The 18,342-nt window shown below is 62.2% G+C and carries 15 protein-coding genes and 1 tRNA gene; 9 read left to right on the forward strand and 7 right to left on the reverse strand.

The window, feature by feature from the left end:
• Positions 1-111: 111 nt before the first annotated feature.
• The gene (locus tag SCH01S_RS13640; protein WP_046349383.1) at positions 112-1,122 is read right to left on the reverse strand and encodes a DUF2171 domain-containing protein; all 1,011 of its coding nucleotides are present in this window, start codon (positions 1,120-1,122) and stop codon (positions 112-114) included.
• Between the two features lie 201 nt (positions 1,123-1,323).
• Here SCH01S_RS13640 and SCH01S_RS13645 point away from each other — a divergent pair.
• Positions 1,324-1,399 (forward strand) — tRNA-Ala (locus SCH01S_RS13645).
• A 169-nt stretch (positions 1,400-1,568) separates the two neighbouring features.
• Here SCH01S_RS13645 and SCH01S_RS13650 read toward each other — a convergent pair.
• Entirely contained in the window at positions 1,569-3,326 is a 1,758-nt protein-coding gene (locus tag SCH01S_RS13650) for a recombinase family protein (protein ID WP_046349384.1), read from the reverse strand.
• 363 nt (positions 3,327-3,689) lie between these two features.
• On the opposite strand from SCH01S_RS13650, the gene SCH01S_RS13655 reads away from it, so the two are divergent.
• Positions 3,690-4,097 (forward strand): GFA family protein, encoded by a 408-nt coding sequence (locus tag SCH01S_RS13655; RefSeq protein WP_046349385.1) that lies wholly within the window; start codon positions 3,690-3,692, stop codon positions 4,095-4,097.
• A 274-nt stretch (positions 4,098-4,371) separates the two neighbouring features.
• On the opposite strand, the gene SCH01S_RS13660 is transcribed toward SCH01S_RS13655, so the two are convergent.
• Both SCH01S_RS13660 and SCH01S_RS13665 read right to left on the reverse strand, forming a co-directional pair.
• Positions 4,372-5,367, reverse strand: a complete 996-nt coding sequence (locus tag SCH01S_RS13660; protein WP_245612272.1) for a sensor histidine kinase — start codon at positions 5,365-5,367, stop codon at positions 4,372-4,374.
• 724 nt (positions 5,368-6,091) lie between these two features.
• The gene (locus SCH01S_RS13665; RefSeq protein WP_046349387.1) at positions 6,092-6,553 is read right to left on the reverse strand and encodes an RcnB family protein; all 462 of its coding nucleotides are present in this window, start codon (positions 6,551-6,553) and stop codon (positions 6,092-6,094) included.
• Between the two features lie 239 nt (positions 6,554-6,792).
• Between SCH01S_RS13665 and SCH01S_RS16585 the strand changes: the two genes are divergently transcribed.
• Together SCH01S_RS16585 and SCH01S_RS13675 are read left to right on the forward strand one after the other, a co-directional pair.
• Positions 6,793-6,930 carry a hypothetical protein gene (locus SCH01S_RS16585; RefSeq protein ID WP_157032960.1) on the forward strand — a complete coding sequence of 46 codons (138 nt, stop codon included), beginning with the start codon at positions 6,793-6,795 and terminating at the stop codon, positions 6,928-6,930.
• Between the two features lie 661 nt (positions 6,931-7,591).
• Entirely contained in the window at positions 7,592-8,854 is a 1,263-nt protein-coding gene (locus SCH01S_RS13675; RefSeq protein ID WP_084689580.1) for a cation:proton antiporter, read from the forward strand.
• 1,839 nt (positions 8,855-10,693) lie between these two features.
• On the opposite strand, the gene SCH01S_RS17270 is transcribed toward SCH01S_RS13675, so the two are convergent.
• Entirely contained in the window at positions 10,694-11,356 is a 663-nt protein-coding gene (locus tag SCH01S_RS17270; protein WP_245612273.1) for a PEPxxWA-CTERM sorting domain-containing protein, read from the reverse strand.
• 137 nt (positions 11,357-11,493) lie between these two features.
• Positions 11,494-11,640, reverse strand: coding sequence for a hypothetical protein (locus SCH01S_RS16595; protein ID WP_157032962.1), 147 nt, complete (start codon positions 11,638-11,640; stop codon positions 11,494-11,496).
• 339 nt (positions 11,641-11,979) lie between these two features.
• On the opposite strand from SCH01S_RS16595, the gene SCH01S_RS13695 reads away from it, so the two are divergent.
• The 3 genes from SCH01S_RS13695 to SCH01S_RS13705 all read left to right on the forward strand — a co-directional run bounded on the left by SCH01S_RS13695 (position 11,980) and on the right by SCH01S_RS13705 (position 15,351).
• On the forward strand, positions 11,980-12,330 hold the full coding sequence (locus SCH01S_RS13695) for a hypothetical protein (protein ID WP_157032964.1): 351 nt from the start codon (positions 11,980-11,982) through the stop codon (positions 12,328-12,330).
• Between the two features lie 942 nt (positions 12,331-13,272).
• Entirely contained in the window at positions 13,273-14,457 is a 1,185-nt protein-coding gene (locus SCH01S_RS13700) for a hypothetical protein (RefSeq protein ID WP_169746398.1), read from the forward strand.
• 48 nt (positions 14,458-14,505) lie between these two features.
• Positions 14,506-15,351 (forward strand): trypsin-like serine peptidase, encoded by an 846-nt coding sequence (locus SCH01S_RS13705; protein WP_046349394.1) that lies wholly within the window; start codon positions 14,506-14,508, stop codon positions 15,349-15,351.
• 68 nt (positions 15,352-15,419) lie between these two features.
• Here the strand turns inward: SCH01S_RS13705 and SCH01S_RS13710 are convergent, their stop codons facing one another.
• Complete coding sequence (locus tag SCH01S_RS13710) at positions 15,420-15,632, reverse strand: helix-turn-helix transcriptional regulator (RefSeq protein WP_046349395.1); 213 nt, start codon at positions 15,630-15,632, stop codon at positions 15,420-15,422.
• Positions 15,633-16,210: 578 nt separating this feature from the next.
• On the opposite strand from SCH01S_RS13710, the gene SCH01S_RS13715 reads away from it, so the two are divergent.
• Together SCH01S_RS13715 and SCH01S_RS13720 are read left to right on the forward strand one after the other, a co-directional pair.
• Positions 16,211-17,977, forward strand: a complete 1,767-nt coding sequence (locus tag SCH01S_RS13715) for a ParB/RepB/Spo0J family partition protein (RefSeq protein ID WP_046349396.1) — start codon at positions 16,211-16,213, stop codon at positions 17,975-17,977.
• Between the two features lie 55 nt (positions 17,978-18,032).
• Complete coding sequence (locus SCH01S_RS13720) at positions 18,033-18,275, forward strand: RNA polymerase sigma factor (RefSeq protein WP_046349397.1); 243 nt, start codon at positions 18,033-18,035, stop codon at positions 18,273-18,275.
• The last annotated feature ends 67 nt before the right edge of the window (positions 18,276-18,342 follow it).

Here is an 18,342-nt window from a genome sequence, read left to right on the forward strand (position 1 = left end):
CTCGCCGCAGGCGAGTGGTGGAGGGGGCCCAACTCCAGGCCGTGCTGAAAGCCGGGCCCCCCTCCGTCAGCCCTTCGGGCTGCCACCTCCCCGTTCCGGGGAGGATTTATATCACCGGTCCTCGTAGGTGCCCGAGAAGCTGCGGTTCAGCATGTGGGCGCCTTCGCCGCGGTGCTGGTCGTCATCCTCGAACAGGGCGCGGCGGTTTTCGATATCCCGCCACTGTTCCTTTGCCTGATCGGCGGTCTTGTTGATCGTGACCTTTTCGTCGACCGACTGGATCCAGGAGCAGGGGATCGAGTGGTGGTGGCCGCCGGCGGCCGGGTCGTTCTTGGTCAGGATGATGCGGTCGCCCGCAACCTTGTCGACGGTGCCCAGATGCTCGCCGTCCGATCCGCAGACTTCCATATGCTCGCGGACCTGGCGCATGCTGGAGCGCTGCTGGTGGCGCTGGTTGCGCCAGTTCGAAAACTCGCTGTGGAACTTGTCGCGGTTCTCGCGGCGATATTCGTCATAGTCGCGGTCGAGCGAGTCCATCTGCTGCCGCCGCCAGTCGCGATAATTCTCGTCCTGCGGATGCGCGCTGCGCCAGTCGCCGCTGCCCATGCCGCCCATGCCGCCGCCATAGCCGCCGCGATCCTCAAAGCGTCCGCCGCGGCTGCGGTAATCGCTGGTGCCGCCATAGCGGGAGCCGGCCGCTTCATAGCCGCCGCTCGATTCGCGCCGGCTGCGCCAGTCGCGGTCGCTCCAGCCGCCGCGGTCGCCGCCGCCCCAGGGCTCGCTCGCGTCCTGACGGAAATCGCGGTCACGGCCGCCCATCGTCGCGCTGCGGCCATAGTCGCGAGACTCGCCGCGCCAGCTGTCGCGCCCGCCATAGCGCTGGTCCCGGTCGCGGTTGTGATCGCGCCCGCGATCGTCATCGTCGCTGAACCAGGACCGGATCTCGTCGCCGGCCTTTTCGAAGAAGCCGCGATCATGGTCGCCGCGATTGCTGTTGTCGCTGCCGCGCCAATCGTCGCGGCCGCGGTCGCTGCGATTGCTGCCGCTGCGATCATATTCGCGACCTTCGTAATAGCGCCCGCTGGGCTCGCCATAGCCGCGATAATTGTCCCGATCTGCCATTGTTCGGATGCTCCTCTCGTTAGAGTTCAGGAGGCAAAGCGCGGCCCTGTGCGGCCGCACACTCCCACACGAGTCAGCGCATCCAACCTGCGTTAGTTCCGGTCGGAACGGGGTCGTGCGACGAAGCGTGTTGCATCGTGCGGGAGGCGCGAGTAAGGGCCCTGCTTCGCGCCGGCCAGCCCGGCGCCAAGGACATGGTGCGGGGCCGTAGCTCAGCTGGGAGAGCGCGTCGTTCGCAATGACGAGGTCAGGGGTTCGATCCCCCTCGGCTCCACCATTCCAGCGGATTTTTCCGTTGAGTTCAAAGACATTGATCGAGCGGGGCGATTGCCGTCCCACAGAGTCGTCCCACATTCTCTTGCGCTTTGGCAGCATGGTCTGGCACCTTCTGGAAAGGTATCGCCAGATTGCGCGCGCAGGTTAGCGGCCAAGCGAAGCCACGGCCTTCAGTAATATTGATCGTTCGCAGACGGATCGCGTCGAGCCGAAAATCCGAACAGCGCCCGCTGCTGCGCCCAATCCATTGGGATGCTCGAATACATCAGCGCCTTGCGCGTCAGATCCCTTGGCTGGGCGCCGTCCATGATGGCTGCAATGATGTCCGGCGCCAGATAGTTGAGCCGAAGCGCCCGCGCCACGAAGGCCGGCCGCCGCCCAAGCCGAGTCGCGACCTCTTCAATAGAGAGTGCACGGTTCTCATAGACCATTTCCTGTGCCTTGCGGGCGAACCGCATCAACGAGATGAGGCCCTTTTGCGGCTTTGTCGTCGTGGATTTCGGATCGAGTGGCAGGCGGAAGCGGCGCTCGCTGCGGACCGCGACAGCTTCGACCTGAAGCGCGTAAGTGCGATGCGGTTCCGCGGTTACCGCGCCTCTTGGGCGGAACAGGCCGGTCCCCGGCCAAGCAAGAAGCGCTGCCATCTGGTCGCAGCGAAGCACGATTCGCACCCATTCGCGCGAGAGTTCGACCCGGTCGATGAGAGCTTCCCATGCAAACCGAAGCCGGCGCCGATCGAAGGTCTCCAGGTGACGTGCGGCAGTCGGTCCGCGATCAATCAGTCGGTCCGTCGCTGCATCCCGCAAGCCTGTTGAATGAATAGCGCCGCTCAGATCGAAACGTCGACGGAACAGCGCGCAAATCGATGTCCGGACGAGCTCTTCCAGATCCGTTCCGCCGGCCCGGAGCTGCTTGATTCCGCGCTTGGTGGCGCGGTGATTGGCATCCGAGATATAGTAGCGATAGCGCGATTGGCGCTTGATGCCGCCCTCGATCCGCATCGCGCGGCCGATGTCATCGAATGAAAAGCCGAGCAGCAAATGATCCTGCGGGCGCGCGGCCGGTTGCTTCAGCTTTCGCGAGTCACGCAGGACTTGCACGCGATCCCAGAGATCGCGGTCGATGATAGCTTCGTGCTGGCCTTTGAACACCTCGCCCTTGAAGTGAAACTGGCCGGTGTAGACCGGGCTGCCCAGCATCGCGTAGATCATGCCACGCGTGGCGAGCCCGCCGCCGCTTTGCTCGCCGCGCCGATTGATCCAACACTTTGCCTTGAGCCCTCGCGCGCGGAACTCGTTCGTCAGCTTTTCCGAGCTGGCGACGACCAGATAGCGCTCGAATATCTCGCGCACGATTGCTGCTTCGGAGGGATTGACGATCAGCTTGGCCTTGACCACGTCATAGCCAAAGGGCGGGGCTCCGCCTGTCCACCGGCCGGCCCGCTTCATCGCCGCCATTTTGTCCCTGATCCGATCCGCCAGCATCTCCCGCTCGAACTGGGCGAAGGTCAGCAGGATATTGAGCACCAGCCGGCCCATGCTGTCCTGCGTATCGAACGCCTGGGTGACGCTGACGAACGTGACGCCATATTGTTCGAGCAGGTCGATCAACCGGATGAAGTCGGCCAGGGATCGTGTTAGCCGATCCAGTTTGTAGATGACGATGACGTCGATGTGGCCATTCTCGACGTCCGCAAGCAGCTGTCGGAGGGCAGGGCGTTCGAGGTTGCCGCCCGAATACCCGCCATCGTCGTAACGTTGAAAGTTCTCCGTCCATTTCCGGTGGCGCTGGCTCCGCACATAGGCCGAGCAAATCTCGCGCTGAACTTCGATGCTGTTGTTCTCTCGATCGAGCCCTTCTTTGACGCTCTTTCGAGTGTAGATGGCGCAGCGAACGGGGTGCGTTTGGAGTCCATGTATGTGTGACATCTTGGGCCCTCCGGGGGTGGAGGTACATTACCAGGAGCGTTGTCAGTTGCGCCTGCCCCGCTCGACATAGAGCGGGGACGCCAGCCAGACCTGAGGCAAGCGGCACTCAAGTTGTTGGGCGACGGCGATCGGAACGTCGCAAATGCGCCCATTAGCGACATTCCGCATTGCGCGGGCCGCGTGAGATAGCTGACATTCCCGAGCATTGCCGCTGAAGGTCCGCTCGCGACCCCACCCGGAAGATCGGCCTGCGACGCTGGGATGGTCCGCTGCCGACCGGCAAAGCTGACATTCGGATTGGCGGGATCGCGCCGACCGGCGGCGACCCATTGCCGCCGTTGGTAGAACGCCTAATGTCCGAGTATGCCAAAGCAGCTAAGCGGCGCCTGCCTCTGTGGCGCGGTGCAGTACGCGGTGCTCGATGACTTCGAGTACGCGCTGAATTGCCACTGTTCCCAGTGCCGCCGCGCCACCGGTTCCGCATTCAAGCCGCTGGCTGGCATTAGTCGATCTGCGCTTCATATCGCTAAAGGTGACGACTTTCTTCTCATCTACGGTAACAAGGAAGCCGCTCATGACGTGCACTGCCGATCGTGTGGATCGCTGCTCTTCTCGGTCGTACGGGACGGCGCGTACGTCCACGTGACAATGGGTACACTGTTGGATACTCCGAACATCCGGCCTTCGATGCACATCTTTGTGGCATCCAAGGCGCCATGGTACGAGATCGCCGACGGTCTGCCACAATATGCAGAGCTACCGAACGGCTGAATGTCCGCTCGCCACCCTAACCTGACATTCTGATCGAGATATGATCCTGGCCGTCTTGGCCGGCTGATCCGCGCCCATTCGCGACATCAGCAGCAGGTTCCATTTTGCTCAGAACCGGACATTCGCGATCGGCGGCGTTGCTCGGCAAGGTCGCGCCCTTTGCGGACCTCGGGTCGGGTTGGCGCGATTTTAATACGGGACATTCGCGGACCGGTCAGGCAACGCCGACTCGTGACGATTAAACGGACACTGGCGAGCGATCGACTGTTGCCGATCAGATTCGTATGTGCCGAACCTCCACGCGAGTCCCCGGGCTTGCATCGGCGATGGTCACGGTCGCGCCCAGCTGCGTTGACAAGGCCTCGACGATCCCGGTGCCGAGTCCCCGCTTTCCGCCGTTGTTGCCCAACGGCATTCCGCGCCCGTTGTCCGATACGGCAAGCAGCCGAGCGCCTCCATCAGCTGCGAAGGACACCGTGATCTTTCCGCCAGTGGCTCTATTTGGGAACGCATGCTTGATTGCGTTGATCACCAACTCCGTCACGATCAGGCCCATGCTGACCGAAACCTCAGAGTTTGTGGCGGTGTCGTCCACGATCGTCTCGAGAGACAGCCGTTGCGGATCGTCAATCATGGAAGCCGAAATGCTTCGGCACAGGTCAGCGAAATAGGTGCGGAGTTCAACCGACTTCAGCTGGGTGACCGCCAGCTGTTTTTGCAGCGTCGCGATCGACATGACCCGGCTATGAGCATCGCGAAGATGCAGACGAGTTTCCTCCGACTGAACGCGCCGCGCGCTTTGCAACAACACGCTTGCGATGATCTGCAGACTGTTGGCGACACGGTGCTGGAGTTCCTGCAGCAGAAGGTGCTTTTCACGAATCAGGTCGTCTTTTTGCTTTTCGGCCAGGCGCGTCGCGGTGACGTCTACAGCGGCAAGCACAACGCGGACTTTGTCGGTATCGAAATAGTCGAGTTTGTGAGCACTCAGAATAAGACGGCAGTTCGCCTTGCCGTCGCGGACAAGATCCATCTCATAGGCGTCAATCTCGGCCGCGCCCGCAATAGTGGCTCTGAGGAGCGAGTTGAGTTGTGGAACGTCCCACTCACCGGCGCCCAGATCGGCCAGACTCCGGTTGGCGATCGTCGCCGGATCGAGATTGAACGTGTTACAAAATGAGCTGCTTGCACCGATGAGGACCATATTGCCGTCGAGCAGGAGTAAAGGCGCTTTCGACGACTCAACGAGCGCCATAGCGAGACTGGTCACTGTCTCGTTTGGGAGGGGCCTTGGCTCAACCATCTCTGCGATCCAGAGCTAGCCTGGTCGCATCCACTATGTGCCCAGCGCTGATTGGCTTCTCGACCAACACATGAGCGGGTATCCCTGTCCTGATCTCACCGGGACTCCCGGTTACGACGAGAGCGGGTATCAACCGTTCAGAACAAATCGACTGAACCGCTGTGATTCCAGCGCCCATATGGGACCTAAAGTGGCGGCTCGGACGAAGGTCTGCTGACTGAGTCTCGTCCAGGCCCGGCTCGTTGCTCATGCGGGTGACCGAAGCTCGCCTATTTCGACGTAAACATCCGGCATGCTGAACTGGGCCAAGCCATTACTGCCGCCGGAGGCCTGGCAGGACCTTTCGCTGAGGGCAGCAATCACGCCCTCTACTGCGCTGAGGCCAGCTTCGCTGCTAACCGCCAGATCGATGGGCCGCCCCCCGAGTCCGGCATGATGCGAGTTGAGAAACTCAACTGCCGTGCCAGGCCGCGGCATGTGCTCCCAAGCCAGCTTTGCGGCGCGCCCTTGTCGAGCGGCTTCGGCCGGAGAAAGCCTGACGAAATCGGACCGCCGGCGCGAAGACTTGAACATGATGCACTCCTGAGTGACAGCCTGTTCCCCACCGGCTGAAGGTAAAATCGCTGACCTCTATTGTCCGGCTTCACAGCGAAGGACGGCCCAGCTGCGTGGCGGCCGGACCGTCTCCAGTTCACATATCCCGGTAGCGGTTCGGCATGACCTGCAGCACGCGCCCGTTGCGGACATTCACGAGCAGAATATCGTTGCCGTAGCGCACCCACCGCTGGTTTCGCGCCGCTCGGTCCAGGCCGCGCGCCCCAGGATCGGAGATCGCGTAGCGCCATCCGTAGAAGCGCGGGCGAAGCCTGGTCCCTTCGCTGACGCTGCTATAACTCCAATTGCGGTAGGGAGAGACATAGGCGCTGCGGCGCTGGTCGCGTCGATCTTCGTGAAGCTCCTGACGGGCTTCTCGGAGGTCCTCGCGCGCTTCGCGAATGTCGCTTCGGCTTGCCCGCTCCTGCGCCTGACGCAAATCCTCCTGATGCGTCTGTACCGTGCGTTCATCCTTGCGGATTTCTCGCGCCGACTGCGCGAAGGCGGCAGACGACAATACGGCGCCTGCCAGCAGGCCTGTGACGATCAAACTTCGCATACAAATCTCCTTCTCGTAGTTCTGTGGAGATTTGCGCTGTGATCATTTGAAAAACAGCGAAATCAACGCACTCAAATGGCGACGATATGTTGGGGATCAAGGACCTATTTCTATAATGGGCAGTTTATTTCATTATGGCGTTCAGAAAAATGTCGCATGAGCTTGAGCGCTCTATATACTGAGAAATGGGGAACTAATCTGATCATGCGCGTACAGCTTCAGTCAAATTGGAAAAAATCATGACCTATTTCGAACGTGTCCATCCGAAGCACTTTACGGCGTTCCTGACGGCGGCAGCTGAGATTGCCGCCCAGGCGATCGCCCGGCGGAAGCTGCCACGGCCGGTGCTGTCGCTGAAGCTTGCTCGAGTGGAATGAGGAGGACGCGCTCTGCGGGTCCGACGCTGTTTGTATGATTTTTCGCGGTCCAAGGCTGATTTTCTCTTCAACCGCTGGGCACCTTCGTGCCGCCGGGAACTTTCGAATTGATCCATGCGGAGCGGATCTGCCTGCCGACTGGTTTTGGCAGTCCACGATACGCCATTCATAAACGTGAAGGCACCTAAGGCAATTCGGCCGCCAGCATCGGCTCGACAGCCTTGATCAGATTGGCCCTCTCTCGAGACGGTGGTGCGCATCTAAGTTTATCGAGCCGGATGGAGGAACCTATGTCAGATTGGATAAAGTGTACAGCGCTTGGGCAGCCGGAGCGTTCGATCTACATCAATGTTGAGCGCATCGTTGCGGTTGCGGGCGACGAGAACGGAAGCTCTGTCATCTATGGCGTCGAAAACGGTACCGGCAGGGGAGAGATCGCTGTAATCGAACCTCCCGAGTCAATCCTCGGCGGTAGCAGGATCCGGCATTCCTAAATGTCGAGCAGCCGCCCGCTGGATTCCCGAAGCCAATGATCCTCGCGCCCGAACGTGGCAGAGCGCAGTCACTACGGCAGCCGGTGTCGGGGACGTGGGACGGGTGATAGAGATGCCCTGCGCGCGGCAGGCCTGATGCGCTGACCGCAGCAGCGGAAGGAACTTCATTGGAGCTCTCGCACCCTCTCTACGTGCTGCTTCTGACCGGATTAGGTGCGCTGGTGCTGATGACGGCGTGGCTGCCGATGCTTCTGCGCAAGGCGCCGCTGTCGCTGCCGATTCTCTGCGTGGCCGTGGGAGCGGCCCTGTTCGCGTTGCCGCCGCTCAGGCAATTCGCGGTCCATCCGCTGGAATTCCCGTTGGTGGTGGAGCGGCTGAGCGAATTGGTCGTGATCGTCTCGTTGATGGGCGCGGGGCTAAAGATCGACCGGATGATCGGGCTGCGCAGCTGGGCACTGACCTGGCGGCTGCTTGGTATCGCGATGCCGATCACCATGCTGATCGTTGCGTGCCTCGCATGGGGGCTGACGGGAGCGGGTGCGGCTGCAGCCCTGCTGATCGCTGCCGTGCTCGCGCCGACCGACCCGGTGCTCGCCAGCGACGTTCAGGTAAGTGGCCCCGGCAAAGGCACAGAGGACGAAGCGCGCTTTGCATTAACATCGGAGGCCGGGTTCAACGACGGCTTTGCCTTCCCGTTCGTCCATCTTGCGATCGCGCTCACAGCGGCGACGTTCGTCGCCGGCGATCTGCTGGAATGGTTCATACGAGACCTGCTGTGGAAGACGATCCTCGGCGCAGCCATGGGCTATGCCATAGGCCGGGGCCTCGGCTATCTCACCTTCCATCTCCCGATGCGCGCTAACCTCTCGCGCACCGGGGACGGCTTTGTCGCGCTGGCGGCGACGCTGCTCGCTTATGGTGTGGCCGAAATGCTGGGCGGCTTCGGTTTCCTGGCTGTCTTCGTGTCGGCGCTCGCGCTTCGCAACGCCAGCCGCGATCATGAGTATCACCAACGGCTTCATGGCTTCGCAGAAGAAGCGGAGCGGCTGCTGATGATGGTGCTGCTCGTCCTCTTCGGCGGCATGGTCGCCTTTGGTGGTCTGCTCGCGTCTTTGGACTGGCGGATGCTGGTGTTCGTCGCCGGCGTCCTGCTCGTTGCACGTCCGGCCGCTGGCCTCTTCAGCCTGCTTGGATCAAACTTGCCTTGGCGCGAGCAACTGGTGATATCCTTCTTCGGCATCCGCGGGATGGGTTCGATCTACTATCTCGCATTCGCGCTCAACCATGCCTCCTTTGCCGATCCTCGCCGGCTGTGGGCGATTGTCGGCGGCGTGGTGCTCGCGTCGATTCTCCTCCACGGCATCACCGTCACGCCGGCCCTAGCGTTGCTCGATCGCTGGCAGCGGCGCCGCGGCGATATATCGCCGTGATACCTGCCGATCTCCGGTTGATGTATGATTGAGCCCTGCCGGTCGTTCGCCCTCGATAATAGATCGCAACGCCCAAACGGGCCGCTTGGGCGAGCAGGCCAGCCGCGTGCGCCCGTTCAGGACATCCGTAGCCAGTTCTGAATTGCTCTGGCTATCGGCAGCATCGATCCGCAGGTAGCGCCCTCTAGCGCCGTTCAGAAGGCGTCGGGCGGTAGCGGTAGCTGACGTTCAGGCGCTCACTGAAGAGGCAATCAGCCTCCCTGGTCCTTACAGCCGGCGAACGGCCGCTTCTTTTAGAAGCGGCCTTGATCATCACAATCGGCCGATTTCAGTCATTCAGTCCTCTGAGCCCGGATGCGGAACGCCGCCATTCGTGGGGATGCACATGCTCTCAGCATATTAAAGCAGCACTTCGCGCCATGGGAGCCGCCGCCGCTCCGTTACGTGTGCTATTCGCGGTTCCCGCTCTAAAAGATGAGGTGTCGACCTCCTATATTGAGGTCACCGCGCGTTTTCGCCCTGCAGCGCCCAGTGCGGCTGAGAGATGATCTGAGCTCCCGCGCCAAGTTGGAGAACGGCCGTGGTCGATCACTCAGGCAGTCCATCTGCGGAAAGCCTTCCCGGCTTTGTGCCGTTTCTCGCCGGTAGAGTCCCATCGGCACTTGGCAGGCGAAAAAATCTCGCCACAGAGATCGATCGTTGGGAAGACGAAGGTGGCTTCGTTTGTGGGACAGCTCCCGTTCGCGACCCGCGAGCAGTCATGAGCTCGTCCACCGCGGAGAAAGCCGAGGCTTTGGCCTCTCAGGTCAGCCTTGTCGCGCGAGTCTTAGCGAGCGACTATGCTGAGGGCCGCGTGGGCACTCGCCACAACTCGTTTCAGCATCGCTCGCGGGCGCTGCTCCAGATGAGTGCGCAGCTTGAGGGGATGAGCCAGCGCAGGGCAGCCTCGATCGCTCTGGAGCAATCGCAATGACTTTCCATTCAGAGCCTGATGAAGCGACCGTCGCCGAACTGATGACCAGGTACGGGATCGCGCGCATACCTACGGCCGAATTCCACTACAAGAGTTACCGCTATGCACGGTTTGGCGACGCGCTTGCACAAGCCAGGCACGATGCGGAGCAGCCAAATGCGCCAGCCGCAATGCGTTGGCGCAAAGCGTGGCCGTTCATATAAAGAGAGTTGATCTAAGCAACAGCGACCGAGCTCACGTAATTGGGCGCCGCAGTCGCAAGCACATTAGTGATGAAAATTGATTTCATTTCTCATGGAGGGCCTGAAAGGTGGCCAAGTGTGCGAGACAACAGCCGAGGTGTTCCCCACACCAGATGATGTGATGCCCTTCAAGGTAGCATTCATGAAAGATGGAAAAGTGATCGCGGAACGAAGAGTTGTCTCGGAGCTCGCAGGACTCGCCCTCGTCGCAGCTTTCCTCCCCACTCTCCAGAATTTCCATCAAACCTGAGAGCAGATCCTGTCGCCCTTCCGGGTAGGCGAGCATTCGGATCGCTGCTCTGCGCCGCCTTGCATATCGCCAAGGAGCAAGAGGATTCGAGGAATATCGATCGGCCAACTTGATTCGGCACTCTATCAACACCCCAAGGTGGAAGCCTGGGGGGTGGCGGTAGCCGAACTTCTGGCGCTGCTGTGCCAGCCCGCGCAAATCAACTCTGAACCGACCATGACGGGCGAGATCCCGCCGGGTGAGATCTCTGTGGGCGACGAACTCACGCGTAGGAGTAGTTGACTGCAACGTCCTCAGTTCCGGGGCAGCGGGCCTCGAGCCCTGAACACAAAGAGGGACCGCCTTTGTTCGAGGCGGTCCTCTCGGCTCACGATTCAAGCAAAGGTGACGGTCGTGCGTTGCCGCCGACGCATAGCCGACCCGACCATGCTGAATCCGGCGAGCATCAGCGCCCATGCGGCCGGTTCAGGCACGACGGCATTGGTCAATCCCAGCCGCACCTGACGTACATCCTGGATTCCGCCGCCCAATGTATCGAAGCTTACGCTGCGGATCGATTGCCCGTTGATCGCTTGGAAGCCGAATTTGTTCTCGCCGACCCCGAGCGCAAGATTGTCGAAGGTGAACGTCTGCCCGCTTTCATTCACGAGCGAAAAATTCACGTTTGTTGCTGAACCTTTGAACAGGCTGAACTCGACATTGTTGAACGTCGAGTTGTCCGTGAGCCCAAACGTCATCCCGAGCAGCGGAATCGTGTCGTTCGGTTGCGGTGTGCTGTTGTCCAGATCGCCGGTGATCTGCGACTGGCCACCGTTCGCTCGAAGGATAGCGCCGGCAGCGCCGGTAAAGGTGACGCTGGTATTGGCCTTATCGTTCAGGAACCCGTTCACCGAGTTCCCGCTCTGCTGGCCAACGTTGAAGAGAACCTCTCTACCCTGAATGGAACTCGTGTCGACCTGAATAATATCAGCCAACGCCGGGCTAGCCAGAGCTGCGCTCATCGCGGCAGCGCTCATAAGCAGCATCGATTTTGTCATCTTGGCACTCCCTGAGGTCCTCCGACCTGTGAATGCCCCCACGTAGTAGGAGCGCATATACATGCACCTTCATAGTTACACTAACCCTTTATTTTACAGCAAAGTTGTTTCGGAGAACGACTGAGAAACGAAATATTTCACCAAGTATTGTCGTCGGCAAATTCGGCGTTTTTGACATGCAGCAGGCGGGGATCGATAGGGAGAATGGCTTTGCGCACCACGGAGGTAATTTCTTTCAAAATACCGCGCAGGCATTTCACCCCGCCCGCGACAAATTGCGACAAATCTCGAGCTTAAATGCGTGAGAGCGAGGCGTAAATTGCAGTCTTCAGGCTGCCGTTGCATCCACAATATCATCCCCCCGGCATCAACGACCGTCGGCGTCCGAAGATGGGCGCAGGGCAAGTCTCACTGTGCCGCATAACGTGAGGACGCGCGCGCCCGGCCTTCGATCCCTGCTTGCCGTGGCCACAGTTTAGAATGGAATAGCGCTTGGCGGCTGGGATTGGATGGCAGACTTCTGGCCAAGGCTGTTGTATCTACTGCCATGCTGGCCAGCTCGCGGGCTTCGGGATCAGAGCATTCCGCCTATGATGCGTTATCGGACTAAGGAGGCTGCACATATGAGATTCATCCTCATCGCTTCCGCTGGACTCTGGCTTGTGGCAGCGTGCCACGGCCCTGCCCAGAAGGCTGGCGAGCAGCAGGACCAAGTCAATGCCAACCTCGCGGGGCAAAACTATACGGGCGAGGGGCCGAACGAGCGCATCGGCGAGTCGGTGGATCGCGCCGATCGAGCCGCGCGCGAGGCCCGTCAGGCAGCCGAAGAAGCTACGAAGAAGCAAGGGGAAGCGATCCGCCGCCAGGCAGATGTCGGCGCTACCCGTCTCGACGAGGAAGCGAAGGCCGTCCGGGCGGACGCTGCGCAACGCGCGAAGGCCTTGAGCAACGACGCTCGACAGGCGCCCCGATAGCAACTGCAATGATGCTCGCCGACAGCAGTTTGTACTTTTACTTCTTGATCGTCCCTAGCCACGGCCGAGCTTGTGCCGCGTCAATCCAGCAGAATCCATTCGCCAAGTCATTTGTGCCGAATGGCGGCTTCAGAGCGAGTGGAACCCGGTACTGATGTCGCGAATGGGCGCGATCTAGCCGGTCTGCCGTGCCGCCAACGAACGTCCGCTTCGGGGCAATTTGGAACCCGCCGGCGATGGCGCAATTGGGCGCGACCTTGCCGACCAACTCTGCAGATCGTGAATGTCCGTTTCGGAGCAAAATGGAACCCGCGGTCGATGTCGCGAATGGGCGCTTACCCGACAGTCCGCTCTCGGTCGTTTGAGATAGGGAGCGGACCTCCGTTCAGCGAGCTCAGGCCGCAAAGACGAATAAGTCACCATTCAACGGCTCGCCATCGTTTCCATTTTCAAACGCTCGTTAGTTTTGCCCAAAGGACGTTCGAACTGTCAGCATAGCCGCGATCACTTTGCGATCGCAGCCTCTACGATTGCCCGAGCCTGCTCGGACCCGCGATGTTGCCCCTTAAGGCGCGATTCCAAGAAATGATTCATCCCTTATGCTATCGAGGAGTTCAAATTAGTCGGTCAGTCCCGCGATACCATCCAAAACGGTGCAAACTCCTCGAGGAATACATCAATACCCGGTCATATTGTATGTTATGAAGATCTGGCGCGTACGCAGGGGCTGCGCGCGTGGGGGGACATATGCGGAGATTCGCTGCGATATTGCTTGCGGTGGCTCTCTCGGGATGCGCCAGCACCAGCTTGACGAGCTTGCAATCGTCCACAACGCTCAGGCCAACGGGAACGGCCTATTGGCTGCCAACGGGGCGGATCTCGGCCCAGCTCGTCTATCAGCCGTCGCGCGGCTTCGCGCTGCGGATGGCGCTGCTCCCGCTCATGCCCGACGTCGATAAAGGCCTCTTTTATCTCAACTACCAAGGCTCACCGGTCGAAAATGACAAGGTGCAGGTCGAGGTCGAGGATGGCCTGCTAAAGACGGTCAGCATCGCATCGGAGACCAAGCTGCTCGACACGGTGCAAGGCGCCGGCGAGGGTATCGGGGCGATCGCGGCGGTGCTCGAAACCGCGCTGTCGCGGGATCAGGTCGACACCCTCGTCACGGTGCGGTTCAACCCGGCAAATCCGACCGAGGTCCAGAACGCCAGCAAGCGGCTCACGACCGGCCTGCGTGTGTATGCCAAGCGCGAGATCACGCTGGAGGCGCTGCAGGCGAAGCCCAAGGCCACCGACAAAGCGGCGCTCGCCGAGCTGGCGCTGCGCGCCGCGCTGCTGCACGAAGCGCTCAATGCCGATATTTCGCTGGCCGGCACCTTCCCGGCGATCCCGACCGGCGATGCTGACTGTAAAATCGGAATCTGTTACCGTCCGCTGCGGCCGGGCCTGATCGATGTTTCGGTGAACGGCGTGACCTTCACCCAATTGGGGATGAACATCCCAAACGGCGCGCCAGCGGTGGCCTTCGAGCTCAGCCGATCGGGGGCCGCAAACAGCGGTCAGGTGCTGGCACTCGATCATGGCGTGCTGACTTCAGCGACGATCACCAAGGATGCCGAGGCGCCGAACATCGTGCGCATTCCGGGGACGCTGATCGCCGGCGTCATCAAGGGGCTAACCGACACGCTTACCGCCAAGAAGGGCGAGCTCGGCGCGAAGGCCGACGTCGTCAATGCGCAGGCGGCGCTCGCCGACGCGCGGGGAAAACTGCTCACGTCCCAGGCGGCGCTTGCGGCGAAGCGGGCGGGCGGGACAAGCCTCGAGGCGTCGATCGACGATGGCGGGGCGGGCGATCTGTGGCTGCCGGGGCTCTCTTATCTGCGCACCCCCACGCAGGATACGACGACGCAGCCCGCGGTCGGTCAGACGCCTCTGCAGCCGACCAAGGGTAGCAAAGCCGGCGCCGGCCAAGGCGGTCAGGCCGGCGCAGGTCAAGGTCGTGCGGGTCAAGGCAGCCAAGCCGGCGGCGGCCAGGGCGGACAGCCTGGCCAGCCGGGTGTTCCCGATCAGGCTGCGCCGCAATCCGCCCCCACTCAGCCCGCGGGAAAAGACAAGAAGGCTACCTGACCTCAGATCATCGTCACCCCCGTTCGCCACGCAGTCCGGAGATCCGTCATGGCCGAGATGCTCGTCGACAAGGTTCTAGAACCCTGCCACGCGAAGGATCCGCTGGTTGGGCATCCGCCGGCGGACCAGGCGATCTTCGGCCGACCGGAACGCGGCCATGCCGTTCACCGGGGCGCGGCGGGAAAATCGATGCAGACCTATGACATCATCATCGGTCATCCGCTCCACGCGGTGCCCAATTCGGAGGCCTATCCCTTCTCGGCGATCGCGCTGCTGGCGATCGAATTCGAGAGCGGTGCGAAAGGCCAAGGGACCGGCTGGTTCTTCTCGCCGTCCCGGATCGCGACCGCCGCGCACAATCTCTATCACCCCCGCGCTGGCCGCGCGAAGACCATGTTGATCAGAGCGGGCTGGACCGGGTCGGGGGAGCTCGACCAGCTGGCGGTCAGCTCCTGCCTTGTTGCGCCGAACTGGGTGGGTCATTGGAACGAGGATGACGATTGGGCGATCATTGCGACCGATCATCCGGGACGGGCCGGGGTCGGCTGGTTCGGCTATCAGGCCTTTGATGGCGGCTATCCACCGGGCCTGCTGCTCAATGTGTCCGGCTATCCGGCAGACACTTATGGGGCGGCTGCGGAGCTTGCGCCCGCGCAGCTTGTCGGCGCTGGCGCGCAATATATGGACAGCGGCTATCTAGCCTCGGCGACCCCGACCGCGATCGTCTATACAATCTCGACCGGCGAAGGGATGAGCGGCAGCCCGGTATTCGTGACGCTCGGCAATAGCCGCTATGCGATCGGCATCCATACGCAGGGCCTGGTCACGACCAACGCGGGCCGGCGGATCGACAATCAGCTTGAGGCGACGCTCAACGCTTATTGGTCGCATTGAGCGCAAGAGTTATGGCGCTAAGCTGCCACGCGAGCGGGCGAACGGCTACGAAGGGGGCATTCTGATCGTCAACCAGGTAGATCGTCGACATGGAAGAACATTGGATTCTTGAGCCAATGTTGGAGGTCGGACTCCCGCCAGCCGGCGCACCGGTCTGAAATCTTCACCTGGCGCGGAAATCTGCCGCACTGGATGCGGCGGTAAAGGGTCGTGCGGCTGAGGCCGGTGCGCTCAAGAACGGTCTTGATCCGAATGATGCGGTCGTGAGTCTCGGTCGTCATGGAGCAATCCTGCATTGTGCGTGGCTTACTGGCTCCCCGCGCGCAGGATTGGGATGTTTTCGCACCGGCTCAAGAGGTTGGGACATCAGATCGCGCTGTGCGGTAGCGTGGGGCCCTCTGGTGCACCAAAAAGGACCTTCGGGGCCTAACTGAGTTCGGTTCGGGCCCGATCGAGCCCCCCATGACCCTCTAAAGCAGCCCAAGGTGTCGCATGGCGTCTCGCGGTGTGCGCGACCGCGTCCTAATCCGCTTCGCTCCACCAAGCCGGCGTGCCGCCGTCTCGGGCCATGCGGGTGACGGCCGACTGACGCGTGGGGCCGAGTCGCAGCCTCGGCCCGGCGGTCGCCGCGCCTGATCGGCGCGGCGGCGTTGTGCCTCCGGCTTTGGTCTGGCGGGGTGGGCGTCGCTGCCCTTTAGGCTCGCCGCGGCGCGCCGCAAGCCGGCTGCGCCGGCTGCTCCATTTCATTTCGCCCCTGCGGGTGCGGCCCGCCTCTGCCAGCGAGCCTGCCGGTCCGCTCCTGCCGCCCACCCCGCCATTCCGGCGCCGGGTGCGGTGGTTTTTGAAAGGAGCAGGAGCAATGGAACTGCGTCATATCGCATTGGGCCAGCTGACAGTCTCGGTCACCAACATGCGGGGCAAAGCCAAGGCCGACATCGCCAACATTCTGCCATCTGTGCGAGCGCGGGGCGTGCTCGTGCCGCTGATCGTGCGGGCGAACGGGACACCGGACACGTTCGAGATCGTGGCAGGCAAGCGGCGCTATTTCGCGGCGGTGACTGTGGCGGAGGAAGCCTGCGGCATCGACCCGCTGCCGTGCGCGGTGATGGAAGCCGGTGACGATGCGGCGGCGCTTGAGGCTTCGCTGATCGAGAACATTGCCCGGCTGGACCCGGACGAAGTGACACGGTGGGAAAGCTTCACCCGGCTTGTCCGCGAAGGCCGCAGCCCGGAGCAGATCGCGCTCACCTTCGGGCTCACCGAGCTTCAGGTAAAGCGCACCCTCGCGCTCGGCAACCTGGTGCCGCGCATCCGCCAGCTCTATCGCCGTGATGAGATCGACCGGGCTTCGGTCCAGCACCTGACGCTTGCCAGCAAGGAGCGTCAGCGCGAATGGCTGGCGTTGTTCGACGCCGATCCGCTGCGCTGCCCGATGGGTTACAGCCTTAAGGCGTGGCTGTTCGGCGGACAGACGATCCCGACCAAGGCGGCGCTGTTCGACTTGGCGGAATATCAGGGCGCAATCGTCTCCGACTTGTTCGGGGAGGACAGCTACTTCGCTTGCGCCGATACCTTCTGGACCGCGCAGAACGCGGCGATCGAGGCGAAGGCAGCCCAGTATCGCGACGCGGGCTGGAGCGAGGTCATCGTGCTCCCGGCCGGAACATACTTCCATAGCTGGGAGCACGAGCGCTGTCCGAAGCGCAAAGGCGGCAAGGTGTTCATCGCTGTCTCCCCGCGTGGCGATGTCGCGATCCACGAAGGCTATGTCAGCCTGAAGGAAGCGCGGCAGCGTGAGAGGCAGGCGGGCGGCGAGGCCCCGGCCAAGCCCGTCCGGCCGGAGGTCAGCGCGCCTTTGCAAAACTATATCGACCTGCATCGGCATGCGGCAGTGCGCGCCAAGCTTACGTCAGCACCGTCTATCGCGCTTCGCGTCATGGTCGCGCATGCGATTGCGGGGTCCTGCCTCTGGACCGTTCGCGTCGAGCCGCAGCGGGGACACAGCGATGCGATTGCGGAAAGCGTCGAGACATGCGCGTCCGAAACCGCTTTCGACGAGAAGCGCCGCGCCGTGCTGACGCTGCTCGGCTTCGATCCCGAGGCGCCAACGGTGACCGGCGGCTATGACGGTCCGGCGGACGTGGCCGGGCTGGTCGCGAAGCTGCTGACCCTCCCCGACGAGGCGGTGCTCGATATCCTCGCTATTGTCATGGGCGAGACCCTTGCTGCCGGAACGCCGTTGATCGAACTGCTGGGGCGCGAGCTTAGCGTCAGCGTAGCCGAGGTCTGGCAGCCGGATGACGCACTGCTGGACTTGCTCCGGGATCGCGAGGTGCTGGACGCTGTGCTGGCCGAGGTCGCGGGCCAGACAGTCGCCAGCGCGAACGCGAGCGCGACCGCCAAGGTCAAGCGCCGGATCGTCCGCGACTGCCTCACTGGCGAGAATGGCCGCGCGAAGGTCGAAGGCTGGGTCCCGAAATGGATGGCCTTCCCGCCCGCCGCCTACACCGGGCGCGGCGGCGTCGGCACGGTTAGTCGTGCTGCCCAGCTGGCGGAAATGACCGCACCCGAGCCGCAAGCGGATGCCGAGGAGCCTCCCGCTCCCGAGCTGGCGCACGCCGCTTGACCCTGATGCTGGCGGCGCACGAAGCGCCGCCAGCCTCTTTCGGATGGAGTGTCCCATGACGCCCCAAACAGATGAGGCCGATGAGCTGCGGCGGCTGGAAAGGGCGGTCGCCAATCTCCCTCGCATGCAGCGTGACATCTTCCTCGCCAAATGCCGTGACGGCCGGTCCTATGCCGAGATCGCCGCCCGCACGCGCCTGAGCCGGAACGGCGTGCAGAAGCGGCTGGCGCGGGCGCTGTACCACATCCGCCGCCAGATGGACGGCGAGCCCCTGCGCTGGTGGCAGCGCTGGTTCTGACGCAGAAAATCCGGCCGGTGCGCGGAAGCCCCACGCACCGGCCGGACTGGCAAAATCCCCGCCAGAC

This window comes from Sphingomonas changbaiensis NBRC 104936 (genome assembly GCF_000974765.1).
GTDB lineage: Bacteria > Pseudomonadota > Alphaproteobacteria > Sphingomonadales > Sphingomonadaceae > Sphingomonas_B > Sphingomonas_B changbaiensis.